At 34.6% G+C, this 18,299-nt stretch carries 17 protein-coding genes; 3 read left to right on the forward strand and 14 right to left on the reverse strand.

The features are described 5' to 3' along the window. Positions 1-118: 118 nt before the first annotated feature. Positions 119-925 carry a hypothetical protein gene (locus tag CMCT_RS05760; protein WP_169753262.1) on the forward strand — a complete coding sequence of 269 codons (807 nt, stop codon included), beginning with the start codon at positions 119-121 and terminating at the stop codon, positions 923-925. Next, positions 922-1,677: a glycosyltransferase family 2 protein gene (locus CMCT_RS05765; protein ID WP_034969595.1), complete on the forward strand. Its 756-nt coding sequence runs from the start codon at positions 922-924 to the stop codon at positions 1,675-1,677. Before CMCT_RS05760 ends, CMCT_RS05765 begins: the two co-directional genes overlap by 4 nt. Here CMCT_RS05765 and CMCT_RS05770 read toward each other — a convergent pair. The 9 genes from CMCT_RS05770 to groES all read right to left on the reverse strand — a co-directional run bounded on the left by CMCT_RS05770 (position 1,674) and on the right by groES (position 11,557). Beyond that, positions 1,674-2,636 carry a glycosyltransferase family 2 protein gene (locus CMCT_RS05770; protein WP_169753263.1) on the reverse strand — a complete coding sequence of 321 codons (963 nt, stop codon included), beginning with the start codon at positions 2,634-2,636 and terminating at the stop codon, positions 1,674-1,676. The two genes, CMCT_RS05765 and CMCT_RS05770, sit on opposite strands and share 4 nt — an antisense overlap. After that, positions 2,633-3,478: an alpha-1,2-fucosyltransferase gene (locus CMCT_RS05775; RefSeq protein WP_034969600.1), complete on the reverse strand. Its 846-nt coding sequence runs from the start codon at positions 3,476-3,478 to the stop codon at positions 2,633-2,635. Before CMCT_RS05775 ends, CMCT_RS05770 begins: the two co-directional genes overlap by 4 nt. Continuing rightward, complete coding sequence (locus tag CMCT_RS05780; protein WP_034969602.1) at positions 3,475-4,599, reverse strand: glycosyltransferase; 1,125 nt, start codon at positions 4,597-4,599, stop codon at positions 3,475-3,477. Before CMCT_RS05780 ends, CMCT_RS05775 begins: the two co-directional genes overlap by 4 nt. Beyond that, entirely contained in the window at positions 4,562-5,623 is a 1,062-nt protein-coding gene (locus CMCT_RS05785; protein ID WP_034969605.1) for a GDP-L-fucose synthase family protein, read from the reverse strand. Before CMCT_RS05785 ends, CMCT_RS05780 begins: the two co-directional genes overlap by 38 nt. Beyond that, complete coding sequence (gmd, locus tag CMCT_RS05790) at positions 5,616-6,758, reverse strand: GDP-mannose 4,6-dehydratase (protein WP_034969608.1); 1,143 nt, start codon at positions 6,756-6,758, stop codon at positions 5,616-5,618. Before gmd ends, CMCT_RS05785 begins: the two co-directional genes overlap by 8 nt. Beyond that, a complete protein-coding gene (locus tag CMCT_RS05795; protein ID WP_176325062.1) occupies positions 6,755-8,137 on the reverse strand; it encodes a mannose-1-phosphate guanylyltransferase/mannose-6-phosphate isomerase in 1,383 nt (460 codons plus the stop codon). The genes gmd and CMCT_RS05795 overlap by 4 nt, the downstream gene beginning before the upstream one ends. After that, positions 8,137-9,501 carry a phosphomannomutase/phosphoglucomutase gene (locus CMCT_RS05800; protein WP_034969611.1) on the reverse strand — a complete coding sequence of 455 codons (1,365 nt, stop codon included), beginning with the start codon at positions 9,499-9,501 and terminating at the stop codon, positions 8,137-8,139. The genes CMCT_RS05795 and CMCT_RS05800 overlap by 1 nt, the downstream gene beginning before the upstream one ends. A 142-nt stretch (positions 9,502-9,643) precedes the next feature. Then, a complete protein-coding gene (gene groL / locus CMCT_RS05805; protein ID WP_034969614.1) occupies positions 9,644-11,278 on the reverse strand; it encodes a chaperonin GroEL in 1,635 nt (544 codons plus the stop codon). 18 nt (positions 11,279-11,296) lie between these two features. Beyond that, positions 11,297-11,557 (reverse strand): co-chaperone GroES, encoded by a 261-nt coding sequence (gene groES / locus CMCT_RS05810; RefSeq protein WP_034969615.1) that lies wholly within the window; start codon positions 11,555-11,557, stop codon positions 11,297-11,299. Between the two features lie 131 nt (positions 11,558-11,688). On the opposite strand from groES, the gene CMCT_RS05815 reads away from it, so the two are divergent. After that, on the forward strand, positions 11,689-13,677 hold the full coding sequence (locus CMCT_RS05815; protein ID WP_034969618.1) for an AsmA family protein: 1,989 nt from the start codon (positions 11,689-11,691) through the stop codon (positions 13,675-13,677). Between the two features lie 28 nt (positions 13,678-13,705). Here CMCT_RS05815 and CMCT_RS05820 read toward each other — a convergent pair whose 3' ends face one another. From CMCT_RS05820 to CMCT_RS05840, 5 genes are read right to left on the reverse strand one after another with little or no spacing between them, the layout of a single operon-like run. Continuing rightward, a complete protein-coding gene (locus tag CMCT_RS05820; RefSeq protein WP_034969621.1) occupies positions 13,706-14,185 on the reverse strand; it encodes a tetratricopeptide repeat protein in 480 nt (159 codons plus the stop codon). Between the two features lie 8 nt (positions 14,186-14,193). Beyond that, positions 14,194-15,174: a TerC/Alx family metal homeostasis membrane protein gene (locus CMCT_RS05825; protein WP_034969624.1), complete on the reverse strand. Its 981-nt coding sequence runs from the start codon at positions 15,172-15,174 to the stop codon at positions 14,194-14,196. Beyond that, positions 15,161-15,766, reverse strand: a complete 606-nt coding sequence (locus CMCT_RS05830) for an NUDIX hydrolase (RefSeq protein WP_034969626.1) — start codon at positions 15,764-15,766, stop codon at positions 15,161-15,163. Before CMCT_RS05830 ends, CMCT_RS05825 begins: the two co-directional genes overlap by 14 nt. Continuing rightward, on the reverse strand, positions 15,751-17,115 hold the full coding sequence (mgtE, locus tag CMCT_RS05835) for a magnesium transporter (protein WP_034969628.1): 1,365 nt from the start codon (positions 17,113-17,115) through the stop codon (positions 15,751-15,753). The genes CMCT_RS05830 and mgtE overlap by 16 nt, the downstream gene beginning before the upstream one ends. Next, positions 17,105-18,295, reverse strand: coding sequence for a peptidoglycan DD-metalloendopeptidase family protein (locus CMCT_RS05840; protein WP_034969630.1), 1,191 nt, complete (start codon positions 18,293-18,295; stop codon positions 17,105-17,107). The genes mgtE and CMCT_RS05840 overlap by 11 nt, the downstream gene beginning before the upstream one ends. Positions 18,296-18,299 lie beyond the last annotated feature (4 nt).

Consider the following 18,299-nt stretch of genomic DNA (forward strand, 5'->3'; position numbering starts at 1 on the left):
GTGCCATAGAAGTAATTTATACAGCCAATATAAAAGAAAAAATGATATAATCAACAAGATTTTTTACATGGTGCCTAAAACTATTACAAGAGGCATAAAAGAGCTAGGGAGTTTGTATTTGACTAAAATTTGCATTGTGGTTTCTACGATGGATTTAAAAGAACCAAATAAACTTATAAAAAGACTAAATGTAAAAACTGACTGTATTATTATAAATCAAACAAACTATGATAGTACCGAGATGTTAAGCTTTGAAAATTTTAATGTAAAAATCATACATACAACTTCAAAAGGACTAAGTAAAAGCAGAAATTTAGGGCTAAGTTTAGCAGATTTAGATACTGATTTTATATATTTTGCCGATGATAATTTTAAGTTTGTTGATAACTATTTAGAAATTTTAAATAGCAATTTAAACAGCTTTTATAATATTTTTGCTTTTAGCGTTACAAGAAATGGCAAACGAGACGGACGGGAAAATTTTATACATACTTCGCCTAAAAAAATAGGCTACATAGGCTCAATGAGACTTATGACACCGCAAATAATTTTTGATTTTAAATTCTTAAAAGATAAAAATATAAAATTTGACGAGCAGTTTGGTAGCGGAGCTCAATTTGGTAGCGGAGAGGAAAATATCTTGCTTTTTGAGTGCCTCAAAAAGGGTGCAAAAACAAAAGGTATACAAGTTAAACTTGGAGAAAAATTAGATATAAGGCAATCAACGTGGTTTAGAGGCCTTGATAGTGAGTTTTTGTTTAATAGGGGTGCAATATTTGCCAAAATGTCAAAAAGATATTCAAATATCTTAATAGTTCAGTTTTTGTTTAGAAAATATAAATTATATAAAAAAAATAATATCAGCTTTTTAAGGGCTTTAAATTTAATGATGGCTGGCAAAAGATATATTTTGGGGCAAAAATGAGCGATTTAGTCTCAATCATTATGCCTTCATATAATTCGCAAGGTTTTATAAAAGATGCAATTGCCTCAGTAGTAAATCAAACTTATATAAATTGGGAGCTTATAATTGTTGACGATAACTCGTTAAACCAAAATGAAATAGAACAAATAGCATCTAGTTTTAATGATAAAAGAATAATATTTATCAAAAATAGTCTACGGGGGGGGGCAGCAAAGGCTAGAAATATCGCTACAAAAGTAGCCAAAGGTAGATATATAGCCTTTTTAGATAGTGATGATATTTTTAAGCCAAATAAGCTTAAAGTACAAGTTGAATTTTTAGTTAAATTTAACTTAGCTTTTACTTATAGCTCGTATGATTTAATAGACACACAAGGCAAAAAAATAGGAGAATTTAAAACTAATCTAGAAATTACGCACAATGATTTACTTAAAACTTGCTCTATTGGGTGCTCTAGTGTGATATATGATACAAACAAACTAGGTAAGATCTTTATGCAAAACTTTAAAAATAGGGAGGACTACGTAACTTGGCTTGAAATCACAAAGACACTAAAAATTGTTAAAGGTATAGAGCAACCGCTTTTAGATTATAGAATTTACAAAAATCAAACTTCATCAAATAAGCTAAAAATGGCAAAGTATCAGTGGAAAGTTTATAGAAACCATGAAAATTTAGGTCTCTTAAAAAGCATTTACTACTTTTTACACTACACTGTAAATGGACTTTTAAAATACAAAATTAAACGCTAATTTTTTCTTGTATTTCTAAAAATTTGTCTAACTATCCTAAACAAAAACTCCAAACCAAAAAATGGCAATGAAGAAACTATTTTTTGCACAAAAGTGTAGTTTTTAGAGCTAAGTATTAAAAATATATTTACTGCTTTTTTATCTATTCTTTTTAATGCGTTTATCAAATTTGTCTCTACATTATAAAATACTATCTTAATAAGTCTAGCCCTATGGAGTTTAATAATCTCACTATTAGCACCGATGCTTTCTAAAAAATCAAGCAAATTTAAGTGCATGAGTTTTAAATCATCAATTGTCCTTTGATTAATTTTTGTACTCAGGCTATTTTTATTTAGCTTATTGTAGTGAAAAAATGGCTTTGGTATATAAGCTACTTTTTTAACTATGTTAAAAATTTGAGCCATCAGGTATTGGTCTTCTCCGTAGCTAAAATTAGCAAATTTAATATCTTTTAAAAGATCACGTTTTATTAGTTTATTTGGAAGTGATGGGAGTATAAAACCACCAATTAATGCTTTTAAATGCTCGTTTTCTCTTAGTTTGTTATATTTTTCTCTGACGTATATTTGTCTATTTTTATATTCAAAAATCATATCACACACAACCATATCAGCATTTTGTGTGATAGCTAGATTTATCATTTCACTTATCATGCCTTGCTCATAAAAATCATCACTATCGGCAAATAAAACATACTCGCCACTAGCATTATCAAGACCAGTTTTTCTAGTTTGCTGCGAGCCTTTGTTTTGTAGGTGGTTAATGATTTTAAAATCATATCCTACCCCCCCCGTTTTTATGGTTTTTTCTAAAATACTCATGCTATCATCAGTACAAGCATCATTTATAAAAATATACTCAATATCTTTAAAATCTTGCTCTAAAAGCGAAGTTACGCATCTTTGTAAAAAAGATGATGAGTTATAGATAGGGATTATTATTGAGATTTTTTTCATACTCTTATCCATTCATTTGGGATTAAATCACTAGTTTGACTTTGAAGTTTGGCATTACTAAACCAAATTTTTGGAGCGATGACTATTTTATTTTGATTTTGATTTAAGTAAGCACCCCACCAACTAAATGTACTATTTGCAATTATGTTATTTTGACATAAACTCATCAGGTAAATATCTTCATGCGGTAGCCTATCGCTACTATCAACATAAAAAGCATTGTTTAGTTTTAGATTTCCTTTTGCCCATTCTATGTCATCTGAGAAGATAAAATATGTCAAATCTCCACATTTTTGTTCTAAAAAATCAGTAGCATCTTGATAGTATTTTAAATCGCAAACACCATGATAGTTTATATTTTTGCCTAACAAATAATCACCTCGTCTAATGTGAATAGAGCAACTATTTTGCGTAATTTTATCTTTTATGCTAATGGCGTAATTTGATAGCGTTGTTTTTAATACAAATTGATTTAACAAAATATCTTTAATATCACAAAAGTATTTCTCACTTTGAAAATAACCCTCTATATAGACTTTATCATTTGGTGTTTTGAAACTTTCATCAAAAAGCAAACTTTCTTCTCGCTTTATTTTTAAAAGTCCAAACTTTTTTAAAATTTTAAAAACTACACCATTGCTATAAAACTTAGCATTTTTGTTACCGCTTAAAGTAGCTAAATCGATATTATATTTATCTAGCTGGTATCCGCCATGAAGCTTGTAAGTTTTATAAACAGAGGTATCCATTTTTACATTATATCCGCCAATCGAAAGCATTTTTGCATAAGCATAGCAAAACATTTGATTACCCAAACCACCAACTATTTTTACTATTATCATTTTAAAAACTCATCATTAAATTTAGCAACTATCTGCTTTATATTAAGCCCATCTTTTGCTTTTTGATAAACTAACTTTGCCTCTTTTTCCCACATATCTTCATCACCCAAAATTTCATCTATCTTTTTTATAAAATAACTCATGTTTAGTGCTAATACATTGCCGACTTTTAAACTTATAAATGGCACAGCTTTTGCCATAGACTCAACAATAACCATAGGAAAAACTTCAAGCTTACTAGAATGTAAAAACAAAACAGCATCATTAAGCAACTTCTCGGTCTGCTCTCGTGAAATTTTAAAATAAAACTCAACATTCCTAAAGCCATACTTTTTATCAAATTTGGCTTTTAAATTTTTAAGCTTTGACAGATATAATTCTCCACTATCGCCAATTAATTTAAGTGAATATTTAAGCGATGACTTGCTCTTACAGTAACACTCCATTAAAAACTCTTGATTTTTTAAAGGCTGATAATTTGATATATTTATAATGTGTTTTCTATCTTTAAAGTCTTTAAAATATGGTGCCATAAAATCGGAACTAATGCCATTTGATAAAAAAGAGTAATGACATAAACCATGTTTTTTTAAAAACTCGCTTCCGCTTGTGTTTTCATGAAGTAAAAATATATGATCATATTTTTTAAAAATTTTGCTTAACTTTTTATAATAAGCATAGACCTTATAAATAGACTTAAAATTTATAAAAATTCTCTTATAGCGAAGTAACTTTCTGTATAGCGAAAATCCGTGTGAATGTAAGAATTTTTTCTTTGCCTTTAACTCATCTAAATAATCTAGTAAATAATCCATGCTCCAAATTTGAGTGCATTCATTTATCATCACATCACATTCGTAATTTTTAACAAAATCTATATACTTTTGTTTTTCATTACCTTCATAATGATAATGAAAAAATCCACCACGTATCTTAAATTCTACTATTTTTACACCGTTATGCTCTGAAAAACACCTATTTTGATAGCCAGTAGCTACCAAAACATCGTGCCCTAATGACACAAGTTGTTCGCTTAGTGCACCAACGCTACTTGCCATACCAGTTTTTAATGGATAAAACTGCTCAGTTGTTATTAAAATTTTCATTTTTATACCACTCATAAACCATTCTTATGCCTTCATGTAATGAAATTTTATGCTTGTAGCCAAGATTATTAAGTCTAGAACAATCACTTAATTTTATCAGTGTTCCATTAGGCTTTGATGTATCAAGCTCTATCTCGCCTTTAAAGCCCACGATATTTTTTATCATATTTGCTAATTCTAAAATAGAAATATCACTTCCTGTACCTATATTTATGTGTGTATTTCTTATTTCTTTGCTATTTTTATCACACAAATCTTTAAAATCTATATTTTCTAGAATAAAAATAGAAGCATCCGCCATATCATCAGAATGTAAAAATTCACGCCTTGGCTCACCACTTCCCCATATCTCAACTCTATCTTTAAAAATGCCAAATTTATTAAGATAAGCAAGTGCCTCATCTAGATTTTGCATTTTTAAATCTTTTAATATTTCATCATACTTTTGCTCATTCAGTAACTTCGCTAAGTGAAATTTTCTTACCAAAGCTGGCAAAACGTGCGATGTCTCTAAATCAAAATTATCATTTGGTCCATATAAATTTGTAGGCATTACAGATATAAAATTTGTTCCATATTGCAGATTATAACTTTCACACATTTTTATACCAGCTATTTTAGCAATAGCGTATGGTTCATTTGTGTATTCTAATGGACCAGTTAATAAACAATCCTCGCTCATAGGCTGCGGTGCGTTTCTTGGGTATATGCAAGTGCTCCCTAAAAATAATAATTTTTTAACACCATGTTTATATGAATAACGTATTACATTATTTTGAATTGCCAAATTTTCATATATAAAATCAGCCCTATATTTATTATTTGCTACAATGCCACCAACTTTTGCAGCAGCTAGGACCACATACTCTGGTCTTTGCGCATAAAAAAACTCCTCCGTTGCTTTTTGGTCTGTCAAATCAAGCTGTGAGTGTGTTTTTAAAAGTAGATTACTATATCCTTTTGATGTTAAATTTCTAACCAAAGCAGAGCCTACTAAACCCGTATGACCAGCTATGTAAATTTTACTATCTTTATTCATAATACCTCATTACATTATATCCACCATTTTTAAGATAGATATCTTTTCTCATAAGCTTTAAATCCGATTTCATCATATCATCTACTAAATTTTGCAGATTAAACTCTCGCTTCCAGCCTAACTTTTGCTCCGCTTTACTTGGATCTCCAAGAAGCAAATCAACTTCTGTTGGTCTAAAATACCTTGGATCAACGCAAACTACAATATCTCCTTGTTTTAGGTGAGATAAATTAAGCCCTAATTCACTACTTCTATTTGCATCAATCTTATTTATAACACCAACCTCTTCTATGCCAACGCCTTTAAATTCCAAAGTCATACCGACATACTCAAAAGCAAATCTGACAAAATCTCTAACAGCAGTGGTTTGACCAGTCGCTATCACCCAATCTTCTGGCTCAGGGGCTTGTAAAATCATCCACATCATTTTCACATAGTCTTTTGCGTGTCCCCAGTCCCTTTTTGCATCAAGATTACCTAGATATAGCCTATTTTCAAGCCCGAGTGCTATTTTTGAAACAGCTCTTGTGATTTTTCTTGTTACAAATGTTTCGCCTCTTACTGGACTTTCGTGGTTAAACAAAATTCCATTACAAGCAAACATTCCGTAAGCCTCTCTATAATTTACAGTTATCCAATATGCATACATCTTTGCTACCGCATAAGGGCTTCTTGGATAAAATGGTGTTTTTTCGCTCTGAGGTATCTCTTGAACTTTACCATATAATTCAGAAGTAGAAGCCTGATAGATCTTTGTCTTTTTCTCTAATCCGAGCAACCTTACAGCCTCTAAAATTCTAAGAGTTCCTGTGCCATCAGCATTTGCAACGTATTCAGGTGTCTGAAACGATACATGAACGTGACTCATTGCTGCTAGGTTATAAATTTCGTCTGGTTGTGTGTCTTGTATGATTTTTGCTAAATTCATACTATCTGTCATATCACCATAATGCAGATGTAGTTTTAGGTTATTTTCGTGTGGATCTTGATACAGATGATCTATTCTATCTGTATTAAAAAGGGAACTTCGCCTTTTAATGCCATGAACTTCGTAATCATTTTTTAACAAAAATTCAGCCAAATAAGAACCATCTTGTCCAGTTATACCAGTTATAAGCGCTACTCTTTTGCTCATTTAAACCTTTCATAATCATCTTCAAAACGGATTATATCATCCTCGCCTGTATATTTACCGACCTGAATTTCTATAATTATAAGAGGTTTTTTACCATTATTTGCAAGACGATGAATTTGCCCTATTTTTATATACGTACTTTCATTTTTCCTAAGCTCTCGCGACCCCCCCCCATCTACAATCGTAGCTGTGCCATCAAGAACTATCCAATGTTCACTTCTATGTAAATGCTTTTGCAAACTTAATCTACAACCTGGATTTACAACTATACGTTTAATTTTATATCCATTTTGTTGTTCTAAAATTTCATACGTTCCCCAAGGTCTATAACCCATTAAATTCACGTTCACGATATCATCATTTTGATCTTTTAAAATTTTAACAATATCTTTTACTCTCTCAGTCTCTCCTTTTTTGGCTATCAAAAGGGCGTCTTTGTCATCAATAACGATAAAATTTTCTAAACCAATAGTGGCTATTTTTCTTTTGCTAAGTACAAAATTATTTCTAGAATTTAACGCAATATAGTTTTGGCTTTTTACATTAAAATTTTCACCTTTTAAAAACTCATCGCTAAGTGCATCAAAACTACCCACATCCGACCAATTCATATCTGTTTTTACGACCTTTATATTATCTGACTTTTCTAGTACAGCATAATCGATTGAGTTTTCGGGAATAAAATGCATATCTGATGCTTTTATCCTAATATAGTCCCTTATCTCGGCATTGTTAAATGCATTTAGCGAGCTATTATAAATCTCTAGTGCATATTTTTTAAGTTCATCTAAAAAAACACCAGCCTTAAACATAAAAATACCACTGTTGTAATAATGCTTGCCTGTTTTTATATATTTTGACGCCGTAATAAAATCTGGCTTTTCGTGAAATCTTAAAACGTCTTGCGAGTTTTCATCTTTCGCCTCTATATAGCCAAAACCTGTTTTAACTTCACTAGGCACGATACCAAATGTGACCAAATGCCCCAAATCCGCTAAGACTTTAGCTTGTTGTAATGATTTTTTATACTCTACTTCATCTTTTACTAAGTGATCAGAAGGCGTTACTAAAACAATCTCATCTCTATCCAGCGCCATACATGCCAAAGCTATCGCTGGAGCTGTGTTTTTGGCAACCGGTTCTAAAAGATATTTTATATTTTTATCTAGTGCAAATTTGGACATTAAATCAAGCACTAAAAAATAGTGTTCACTATTTAAAACAACCAAGAATTCATCACAAATTTTACTATTTCTCTTAATCGTAAGCTCAAATAGCGAGTTATCGTCAAAGATTTTAACAAACTGTTTAGGCATAAGATTCCTACTTAAAGGCCAAAGCCTAGTTCCACCTCCGCCACAAAGAACAATATTTGTCATTAAATTTCTTTTATTAGTTTTAAAATTTTATCTATTATTTCACTCAAAAATTCTTCATTTTTCGCTTCAAATCTAGTTACAACCACAGGGGTTGTGTTTGAAGCGCGCACCAAAGCCCAGCCGTCTTTAAACTTTATCCTAATGCCGTCAATCTCAATAATACTCTCAATCTCCGGTAAGTCAGTTTTGCCACTTTTTATGGCGTTTTTAAAATTCTCAACTATGCTAAATTTACTCTCTTCGCTTACATTTATCTTAATCTCATCAGTGCTAAACATCTTTGGCATTTTATCAAGCTCAGCATCCAAATCAACGCCCTTATGCACGAGTTCAAGCACTCTCATCATCGCATAAAGTGCGTCATCAAAGCCAAAATATCGCTCTTTAAAGAAAATGTGTCCGCTAACCTCGGCAGCAAGGTCAATATCAAGCTCTTTCATCATCTTTTTGATGTTACTATGACCTGTTTTGCCCATAAAAACTTCGCCGACTTTAGCTATCTCGTCATACATAATCTGTGAACATTTAACCTCGCCAAGCACACGCGGATTTTGCATATTTAGTGTGTAAAGATATGCTAATTCATCGCCTTTTATGTTGCGTTTTGGTGTGATGACAGCGATCCTGTCGCCATCGCCGTCAAAGGCAAAACCAAGCTTAATCTCACTCTCTTTCATCGTTTTAAAAACGTCAGCCAAATTTTCTTTTTCGCTTGGATCTGGATGGTGGTTTGGGAAGTTGCCATCTGGCTCGTGAAACAAGACTTTTGCATTTAAATCAAGCTCTTCTAAAATCGGCATTAAAGCTGTGCCTACCGCACCATTTCCGCAATCAACGACAAAATTTTTACTAAAAAGTCTTAACGCCCAAAACTCTTTTACAAAAAATTTCACATAATGACTTAAAATATCCATCTTTTTGCGTTCAAAATTATCAGGAATTTGCTCGTTTGAAGCGATTATTTGGCTTACTTTTTTGCCTAGTTCTTGTAAATCCGCCCCAAAAAAGCTATCTTTTTTTATCGTGATTTTAAAGCCGTTATACTCTTTTGGATTGTGTGAGCCAGTTATCATTATATTTGCGTCAAAAAAATCGGCATAAACGCTAAAATAGCCAACTGGCGTAGGTAACAAGCCAATCTCATAGATATTTAATGAGCCAACTTTGTTTAATCCACTAAGTAACCATTTTAGTAAAATATCCGCACTAAGTCTTGCGTCATAGCCGATACTTAGGCTCTTTACGCCAAGCTGCGTCATCTTTAAACCAAGTGCATAGCCAATAGCCTTGACGCTAGTTTCGTTTAGCTCTTTTTCATAAATTCCGCGTATGTCGTATTCTCTAAAAATATTATTAAAATTCAAATTGTAAATTTCCTGAATAAAATTGCGTAAATACTAGCAAAAAACATATTAAATAAAAGTTAAAAATAGGGGGGGGTAAAATGTTTACAAAAGCCTAAAACAAGCACTTTTAAGCAGGGGCAAGCACCCCTGCCTTTGGACGTTACATCATACCGCCCATTCCACCCATACCGCCCATATCAGGCATTGCAGGGAGTGGTTTATCCTCTTTAATTTCGCTTATTGTAGCCTCTGTTGTTAGCAATAAACTAGCCACAGATACGGCATTTTGAAGTGCAACACGCTCAACTTTAACCGGATCAATAATACCAGCTTCAAACATATCAACATACTCGCCAGTCGTAGCGTTAAAGCCGTAATTATCGTTTGTGCTTGTTTCAATAGCATTTGCAACTACACCAGCGTCAAACCCTGCATTTTCAGCGATTTGGCGAAGTGGAGCACGTAAGGCACGGCGAACTATCTCAGCACCAATAGCCTCATCGCCACTTAAATTTAGTTTTACGCGTTTTGAAGCTAAAATAAGAGCCGAACCGCCGCCAACGACAATACCCTCTTCAACAGCCGCACGTGTCGCACTTAGTGCGTCATCAACCCTATCTTTTTTCTCTTTCATCTCAGTTTCAGTCGCAGCCCCAACCTTAATAACAGCCACGCCGCCACTAAGTTTTGCCAAACGCTCTTGAAGCTTTTCTCTATCATAATCGCTTGTTGTTTCAGCAATTTGTGCTTTGATTTGATTAATTCTAGCATCAATCGCCGCCTTCTCACCAGCACCATTTACGATAGTTGTGTTATCTTTATCAATCACAACGCTTGAAGCCTGTCCTAAATCCTGCAAAGTAGCACTCTCTAGCGTTCTGCCAAGCTCTTCGCTTATGACTTCGCCACCTGTTAAAATAGCGATATCTTCAAGCATAGCCTTTCTTCTATCGCCAAAGCCCGGTGCTTTTACAGCTGAAATGTTTAAAACGCCACGAAGTTTATTTACAACAAGTGTCGCTAACGCCTCGCCCTCAATGTCTTCTGCGATGATTAAAAGTGGTTTGCCAGTCTTTTGAATTTGCTCCAAAACAGGTAACAGATCTTTTAAATTTGTAATCTTTTTATCAAATAAAAGTATAAACGGACTGCTTAGCTCAACCTGCATTTTCTCGGTGTTTGTGATAAAATACGGACTTAAATAACCCCTATCAAACTGCATACCCTCAACTACATTTAGCTCATCCTCTATAGATTTTGCCTCTTCAACGGTGATAACGCCGTCTTTACCGACTTTCTCCATTGCATCAGCAATTAATTTGCCGATACTCTCATCTGAATTTGCTGAGATTGTAGCAATTTGTGCGATCTCTTTTGAGCCTGAAACTTTTTTTGAGATGTTTTTTAGCTCATCAACAAGTGCGGCTACTTGCTTATCCATACCGCGTTTTACTTCAATCGGATTTGCACCAGCTGTAACGTTTCTAAGCCCCTCTTTAAAGATTGCGTGAGCTAAAACGGTCGCTGTTGTCGTGCCGTCGCCTGCTTGATCGTTTGTCTTTGAAGCCACTTCGCGAACTAAACTCGCACCCATATTTTCTATCGTATCTTTAAGCTCAACCTCTTTTGCAACACTAACGCCGTCTTTTGTGATACTAGGCGCACCAAAGCTTTTTTGAATTAGCACGTTTCTACCACGTGGTCCCATTGTAACTTTAACAGCGTCATTTAGCTTTCTTACACCCTCATAAAGGCGATTTCTAGCGTCATCTGAGTAAAAAATTTCTTTTGCCATATCTTTTTCCTTTTAAATTTATTTAATTACACCCAAAACATCATCAATGTTTAAAACTAAAAGCGTCTTGCCATCAAGTGTTATCTCGGTGCCTGCATACTTTCCAAACACAACACTTTCGCCTACTTTTACGTTCTCTACTTCACTGCTTACTGCCAAAACCTTACCGCTTAAAGGTTTTTCTTTTGCATTATCAGGTATAATAATGCCTGAAGCTGTGGTTTTTGTCTCCTCCACACGCTCAACTAGAACGCGTTTTCCTAATGGTTGAAAGTTCATATTCATCCTTTATGGTTTTTTAAATTTTAGCACTCTTTATTTTTGAGTGATGAAATATTAGCATTTTTTTAAAAATAAGTCAATATATTAGTCTTGTTGGCTCAACTTTTTTGATATTAAAAGGATAAAAAATGAAAATTTTTACTTACATTTTGGTTTTATTTGTTGCTCTTTTGTGTGCGATTTGCACTATTTGCTTTACATCTTTTGGCAATAATTTTATTGCAAAACAGGTTGAAAAAAGAGCAAAAGATAGTGGAGTGGAGCTAAAATTTAGCAAATTTAAGCTAGGGATAAATCAAGTTAGCCTAGCCACCACAATAAATGGTGAGATAAATTTGGATCTAGATGGCAAAATTTCGCTATTTTCACAAAGTTTTGACCTTGATTATAACGTCACTGCAAACAGCTTAAAAATGACAAATATGTCACTGCTAAAACCGATTTTAGTAAATGGTAAAGCCAAAGGCAGGTTTAATGATTTTGATGTAAACGGGCTTGGAGAAATTTTTGGCTCTAATATAAGCTTTCTAGCAAACATTAAAGACTACAAACCTTTTACCGCACAAATAGACGCAAAAAAACTTGAAATTTCTGAAATTCTGGCATTTATAAAGCAAAAAAACTATGCAAAAGGTCACATTGACATAGTTGCCGACATAAAAGATGAAAACGGCAAAAGAAGTGGCAAGGCGGACATTTTACTAAATAATATCGCTGCAAATAGCAAGGAAATTTTAAGGGATTTTAACATAAATTTACCTAGCGATTTTAGCGTAAAAGGCACGATCAATTCGGTAATTAATGACAATTTGATAACCGCAAAAAGCGAATTAAGCTCTCAAATTTTTACCCTAAATACTAAAAACACAAGCTATGAAATTTCAAAAAATGCCATAAATAGCGATTTTTATATAAATTTAAACGATCTTTCTAGGCTTGAGCCAATAATCAAACAAAAGCTAAATGGCACACTAAAAGCAAGTGGCGATGTTGAGCTTTTAGAAAATAGGCTCGTAAATTTAAAAACCATAGTCAGCGGACTTGGTGGCACGATAGACGCAAATTTAAAAGGTGAAAAGCTAAATGCAAAGGCAAACGACATAAAGTTAAAAGAGCTGTTTTTGTTGCTTGGACAAAAACCAGTTGCAAATGCGACAATTAACTCAGACATTATTTTAGATACTAAAAATCTAGACGGCAATATTGCATTAAGCCTTAAAAATGGAGAGTTTGACTCAAAAAATATGAGTGAGTTTGTGGCAAATTTTCCAAACGGCATAAAATTTAACGCTACTTCAGGTATAAAAATTACAAAAAATATAGCAAATTTTAGTGCTGAAATTTTAAGCGATCTTGTAAATTTAAAAGATATAACTGGAAATTTTGACACAAAAAGTGGCGATTTAAAAGCCGACCTTAACGCACATATTGGCGATTTAAGAAAGCTAAAATTTTTAAGCAACAAAGAGCTTTTTGGTAAAATTGACATAAATATAAAGGCTCAAAAAAGTGGCGATAATTTAAAGGCAACGGCAACTTCAAAGCTGTTTAACGGCGACCTTAAGGCACTTCTTGAAAATGACAGCCTAAATGTAAATTTGAGCAAATTTTCATTTAAAGAGCTTACCGATATGCTTGGTCAAAGCAACTACTACAACGGCAAGGGCAATGCCGAGCTAAAATACGACATAAAATCACAAAATGGCGTTTTTGAGATGGATATAGTAGAGGGCAGATTGCCTCAAAACGACTTTACAAACACGATAAAAGCGTTTAGCGGACGAGATATCACGACTGAAATTTATAAAAATGGATATGTTGTCGGGACGATAAAAAAGGGCATAGTAAATTTTGATATGGCAATGACAGCCCAAAGAAGCGACATAAACGCAACTTCGGCTGTATTTAACACCATAACTGACGCCATAAATATCCCACTAAATTTTAGATACGAAAAAACGGACGCTAAAATAGATATCACAGGCACAAGCAAAGAGCCAAAATACTCGGTAAAATCGGAATATTTAAAGGAAAAACTAATAGAAGGTCTTGATAAAATCATAGATAAAAATAGCAACAAAGACGCTATAAAGGGACTTATAAAAGGGCTGTTTTAGTCGTGCTACCAAAAAGGTAGCACAAAATTTATAGCCCCTGTGCTGCCTTACAGCCATTTTCATTGCCGTAAGAACAGGCTTTTTCAAATAGCGTTTTTGCCTTTTTGGCGTCTAAATTTTTAGAGTATATTCTAGCTGCAGCCATACAGCCATCATCATCGTCCTTTTTACACCCATCTTCAAAAAATCCCAGCGAAACCTTTTCATCGCTCTCGTTTAATCTACCAAGAGCAGTGCAAGATAGCCCAAGCCCCATATCGCAACTCTTTTGATACAGCTTTTTTGCCATATCTTCATTTTTTATCACGCCTCTGCCCTGCTCGTAAAATTTCGCTAAGTTATAGCAGTTCATCTTGCTACCCTTTTTACAAGACTCTTCAAAAATTTTAGCAGACTTTGCATACTCGCCGTCTAATATCGGCTCACTTGCTATAACGCCCACACCGTCATTTGAAGCCATACAAAACGCCAAAGAACAGCAACTAAAAAACAATAAAACCTTTCTCATAAAACCCCCTATTTTTTAAAGATAAAACTACTAACAATCCCACAAAAAAGCACACCTAAAACCACCATTAGGCTCATATTTGGCGAAATTTCAAAACCAAACCCAAAAATATGAGAAGTGGCGTTTAAAAACAGCTTGATAGCGATAAAAAATAGCAAGACAATAACCGCTTTTTCAAGGTGTATCAGATAATTTTTAAGCGCCTCAAGAACAAAATATAGCGTCCTAAGTCCAAGCACAGCAAAAATCATCGCCGAATAAACAATAAGCGGATCGCTACTAATCGCAATCACGGCTGGAACGCTATCAAAAGCAAACATAATATCGCTAAGCTCGACAACACAAAGGCACAAAAATAGCGGAGTTGCTATTAAAGCACCGCTTTTGGCGACATTTTGCTTTAAATTTTGGTGTAAAAATTCACGAGTAATAAAAAATTTATGTCCGACAAGACGCGGAAAAACTGGGAAAAATTTATGCACCAAACGATACGCCAAATGCTGTGAGTAGTCCTCGTCGCCCTTATCTTCGCCACCTTTTAGCATAACAATCGCCGTGTATGCTATGATAAAAGCAAAAATCACTTCAACCCAGTGGCTAAGTGCCATTAGCGATGTGCCTATAAGAACAAAAATAAGCCTAAATACAATGGCTCCTAAAACCCCATAATACAGCACTCTATGGCGGTAAATTTCAGGCACGCTAAACCACTTAAAAATCGCCATCATAACAAATAAATTATCAACAGAAAGCGCCTTTTCTAGCGCATATCCAGCAAAAAATAGACTCGCAAATTCACTACCCTCAGCCACATAAAGATATCCGCCAAAAGCGACAGATACGCCAACCCAAAATATAGAAAAATACACAGCACTTTTTAGTGTTATGACCTCATCTTTTTTATGAGCAAAAAGATCTATTAAAAATGCGACAACTACGACACATACAAATACAAAAATATCCTGCGAAAAAGAGCTAAGGTGTGACAAATTTTTCCTTTAAATTTTTCTCCCACCAAAAGTAGGCAAAAAGTAGCCCAAAACCCTTTGGCTTACTCTCATCAAATAAAAAGCTAAGCATATCCAAGCGAGGTATAAAGACAAGCTCTATCTCCTCCTCTCCAGCCACACCGCCACCGCTATTTACACGCATACTTTCATCTATAGTGGCATAAAACATACTTTGAGTGTTTCCGCTAAAGCCAAAAGCACCATACGTCATCACAATAGGCGTCACATCACTTACGGCATATCCGCACTCTTCTAAAATTTCCTCTTTTATAGTTTGCTCTTTGCTAATGCCCTTATCAAGCAAACCAGCACAAAGCTCATACGTATATCCTGGCTCACTAGTAGCGATACCCTCTTCGTGCTGTGAGTACCAAACAGCCGGTCTAAACTGCTTAACGAGCAAAAACGAATCCATTTGCGTATGATAAAGCAACGCAGATACGCTACTCATAGCTTTAACGCACTCCCAGTCGCGCTCTTTGCCATTTTGTGTAAATTTCATACGAAACGGCTTTAGATATTTGCCATTTTCTAGTGGTAAAATTTTAAGATCACTTATACCAGCATACATTTTGCAAGTCCTAAAAAGCTAAAAAACCCTATACAATCAGTAAAAGTCGTAAGAACAACAGATGAACCAACGGCAGGATCGATGTCAAATTTCTTCAAAGTAAGCGGTATTATCGTCCCAAAAAATCCCGCTAAGCATAAATTTATAAGCATACTAAGCATAATAACCACGCCAAGAAGCGGCTTTGAAAACCACATCCAAGCAATAACACCCATAACAACACCAAAAATAAGACCATTTATCAAAGATATGCTAACTTCGCGCTTTAAAACGCTCTTTGCGTCGCTAAACTCAATCTCTCCAAGACTAATACGCCTAACCGTAACCGCAAGTGCTTGAGTGCCAGTGTTTCCACCCATAGAAGCGACTATTGGCATAAGCACGGCAAGCGCGACATACGAAGCTATCGTCTCATCAAACATACCAACTATAAATGAGCTAACAATAGCGGTGCATAAATTTATCATAAGCCAAAAGGCACGAGCCCTGCCAGCACCGACTAAAGTATCATCCTCTTCAGCCTCATCACTAACACCAGCTAGGTTATACATCTGCTCAGTTGCACTAGATTGGATAAAATCGTGAATGTCATCAGCCGTGATACGACCTAGTAAAATACCCCTACTATCAACAACCGGCACAACGTTTAGGTCGTGATCCTCTACTATACCAACTACATCGTGTATATCATCACTATCAAGCACCGTATGAGGCTTAAAATCCTCCTCGTCTCTACTTTTTAAATTTTGTTCTAAACTCTTTGAGAAATCAAACAAAATAAGCTCTTCAAGCGGTATAGCAAATTTAAGCGTTCTATCTGGCTCGATTATAAAAAGCTGAGATACGTTCTCTAACTCTCCAGCCTCCTTTTGTCTTCTAAGTCTAGCTACCGCATCGCCTGTTTTTTCAGCCAAAATGGCAGAAAAAAGCTCGGTTTGCATATAGGCACCAGCTTCATCATCATCATAACTTCTAAGGCGTAAAATTTCAGCTTGATTGTCCTTATCAAGACCATCAAAAAGCTCCTTTGCCTTATTCTCATCTATCTCTTCGATATATTGTAAAAGATCGGTAGCGTCGTCGCTCTCAAGCTCTTCAATAGCCTTTACAATCTTTTCGCTAGGTAGCGTCTCTATGACATCTTTTAAGAGCGACTCTGGTAGCTCTATGGCCACATCGCCAAGACTTTCAGGATCTAGGCGTTTTAGGTAGCTAGAGTAAAGCTCTTCATCGTGATTTTTGATAGTCTTTAAGTGCTGAGCAAGATCGTATGCGCTAAGCTCTTGAGTGGAGTGTTCATCTAAATGCAGATCTATAAGCTCTTTAGCCTCGCTTAACTCAACGCTCATTTTTTTCCCTAATCTCAACTAAATTTTCAAAGCGTTGCTCTTTTGGCACACTTGTATTTGTATCGATACTCTTTTTAATCACAGAGTCATATTGGGCTACAATCTGTTTAAATTTCTTTGTATCTTTATTATCAACCACACTTTTTGCAACTTTTAGCATACTTTCTGGATTTATTGGCTTATTATTTCTATAAAGTCCAAAATGCAGATGTGGTCCAGTGCTCATACCACTACTTCCGACAAAGCCTATATTTACGCCCTGTTTTACACTCTGTCCGCTTTTTATACCCTTAACAAAGCCATTTAAATGTGCATAAAGCGTCTCATATCCACCAGCGTGTGAAACTATTATAACCTTGCCATATCCATTTTTTGTGCCGACAAATTTTACCTTTCCATCTCCAGCAGAACGTACAGGAGTACCACGTGGAGCACCATAGTCTACACCCAAGTGAGCACGATATCTACGAAGTATTGGATGGTATCGTTTTAGCGTAAATGGAGATGTGATACGAGCGTTAAGAACTGGTCTTATAAGGAAAAATTTATCATATTCTTTACCATTTTTATCATAAAATTTATCCTCAAATTTATACATCGTATACTGTTTGCCTCTAGTTTGAAAATACGCTGCATAAATTTCAGGAGTGCCAAAAATACGCCCCATACGCCTTTTTTGACTATAAACTATAACTGCCCTATCGCCCTTTTGTATCTTTTTAAAATCAATCCCTTTTTCGCCCTTAAAAGCGTCCCTAAATGCAATTGCAAGACCGATTGAACCGGTGTATTCGTAAATATCTTCAGTTACAGAGCGAGTGATTTCTATATTTAGTATAACATTTTCACTTTGATAAGATATCGGTATAAAATCCAAACGATAGACATTTGAGCTATCTTTATAGATATGCATTTGAAGCTCATCGCTTACTGGTATTAAAACTTGGGCTATCGATCCGTCGCTATCTCTTAAAATTTGATAGGTTACACCAGCTGAAATTTCAGCCGCTAACTCTTGATCTTCGCTTGAGAGTCCATAGAAAATAGAAAGAGGAATTTTATTTTTTTCTAAAAATCCTAAAAATGGTGTGCCGTTTTCCCAGCTAAGCTCCTCTACGCTAGGTTTTAAAGCGTATAAATTTACAATCAGTAATACTAAAAAGAGCGTCGCTCTGATCATCGGC

Source organism: Campylobacter mucosalis (assembly GCF_013372205.1).
Lineage (GTDB): Bacteria > Campylobacterota > Campylobacteria > Campylobacterales > Campylobacteraceae > Campylobacter_A > Campylobacter_A mucosalis.